We start from the raw sequence: 1,667 nt of genomic DNA, 5'->3' as shown, positions 1-1,667 counted from the left end.
CCACCGGACGCTTCCTCTCCCTCGACCCCGTCTACGGAGGCGGCGCCAACGCCTACGGCTACCCCGCAGACCCCATCAACCAATACGACCTCGACGGGCAACGGTGGGGGTTCTTTAAGAAGGGATGGCGCTACGCCCAGCGCGGATACCGAGCCACGCGATCCTTCTTCCGCTACTCGCCCACCAAGTGGATGATGTTCAACAGGAAGAACAAGTACCTGGTCATGCGCCGAGGGCGCCCGGGTATCCACTGGGGGAACCATCAGAACCGAATCGAGTGGGATCCGGTCAACCGCTGGCACCACAATAGGGCGGGAAGCAAGGGACACTACAGCGTGAAGCGCGGCTTCTGGAATCTTGGGAAATCAGGGTTGCGCAAGGCCTGGCGGTGGGGAACCGGGAGACGCTGACCAGCCGCGTGCATAGGGTGGCCGGACCATGTGTCCGGCCACCCGGCAAGTACCTCACTAGGAAAAGGAACCAATGCAAGTAACGTCCACTTCAAACTCCGACCTGGAAATCTTCTTGTCGGCGCTCGGTGACTATCTAAGGAGGGTCGGGGCGTCGGTAACGCTGGACCTGTACGTGGATGAACCGATTTCCGAGCAGGAACCTCGCACTCTCTTTGAAGAGATGCGCGGCGCTATCCTTACTGCAAGTGCGGAAAAAGAGTCTCGCGATTTGCTGATGGGAGTGCCGCTCGACCTCCGAAGCGCCGACGCGCGGAGGCAGTTTTCGCTACTCGGGCACCGCACCATCGGCTGCGAAGCATATGTAAACGACAAGCTTGTCTTCACGTCGATTGAGAACGAGAAGACTCTGTGGCTCGATCTCCCAGAGGGCACAGTTGATGAGCTCCTGTCGAGGGCTCATCAAGATGGCGCAGTAGAACTTCGCGCTGTCTAGAACATGCCCACACTGTCTTCCTCGACGTGGCAGCCAGCCTAGAGTGGACTGAGGGGCATAGTCTCGCTGCTCTCGGCAACAAGAAGGGCCCGACAGTACACTGTCGGGCCCTTGCGCGATGTCTGGATGAATTAATTCTGCGGGATCATTCGGGCCGGATCTCCTCGTGCGGCTTCGCCGTGCTTTTTCTCCGCTTGGCATTTCGCCTTGCGCGCAGGGATCCGTACGCCAGACAAGCCGTCAACGCGACAAAGAGAATCACTTGTAGTTTTTCGATCAGCGGCGGCTGGCCAACGGACTGATCGAGGGTATCGAGGGTGATAATGCCTGCCGCGATCCAGATTCCGAGACCATAGCGAAAATCCTTGGACCACATTAGCGCCAGCGAGGCCGGGCTAGGCCACGGAAAGATCGGTAAGCCAAATTGCGGCCGTGGCGGTAGATGTTCCTGCTGTGATAGTAAGTCGTGCTGATGCCCGTGACATTCCAGATACATCCGGCCGCCCGCCGCCAGGATCGGCACGCCGTCCTGAAGGAGCCGCCGCGACGGAAAGTCCATGACGTTGCGACCATGCCGATTGAATGAAGCGTGTCGAAGCCCCCATTATTTCGGCGGAGTTTTTTGTACTTGCGCCAACCCTTTTTTATGTACTTCCAGATTGTTCCGTCGAGGTCGTATTGGTTGATGGGGTCTGCGGGGTAGCCGTAGGCGTTGGCGCCGCCTCCGTAGACGGGGTCGAGGGAGAGGAAGCGTCCGGTGG

General features: G+C 59.0%; 3 protein-coding genes. 2 read left to right on the top strand and 1 reads right to left on the bottom strand.

Going from position 1 to position 1,667, the window contains the following annotated elements; translation table 11 throughout:
• Positions 1–410, top strand: a 410-nt coding sequence (locus tag KUM49_RS36600) for a hypothetical protein (RefSeq protein ID WP_217241278.1), incomplete at its 5' end; no start/stop codon positions are given.
• Between the two features lie 73 nt (positions 411–483).
• The gene (locus tag KUM49_RS36595) at positions 484–906 is read left to right on the top strand and encodes a hypothetical protein (protein WP_217241277.1); all 423 of its coding nucleotides are present in this window, start codon (positions 484–486) and stop codon (positions 904–906) included.
• A gap of 145 nt (positions 907–1,051) precedes the next feature.
• Here the strand turns inward: KUM49_RS36595 and KUM49_RS36590 are convergent, their stop codons facing one another.
• Entirely contained in the window at positions 1,052–1,465 is a 414-nt protein-coding gene (locus tag KUM49_RS36590) for a hypothetical protein (protein WP_217241276.1), read from the bottom strand.
• Positions 1,466–1,667 lie beyond the last annotated feature (202 nt).

This window comes from Streptomyces sp. AC555_RSS877 (genome assembly GCF_019049245.1).
GTDB lineage: Bacteria > Actinomycetota > Actinomycetes > Streptomycetales > Streptomycetaceae > Streptomyces.
This window is presented reverse-complemented; position numbering and strand designations above follow the sequence as displayed.

Excerpts from the sequence above, each read along its gene's own strand:
- KUM49_RS36595 (WP_217241277.1), top strand. The coding sequence starts at position 484 with ATGCAAGTAACGTCCACTTCAAACTCCGACCTGGAAATCTTCTTGTCG.
- KUM49_RS36590 (WP_217241276.1), bottom strand. The coding sequence starts at position 1,465 with ATGGACTTTCCGTCGCGGCGGCTCCTTCAGGACGGCGTGCCGATCCTG.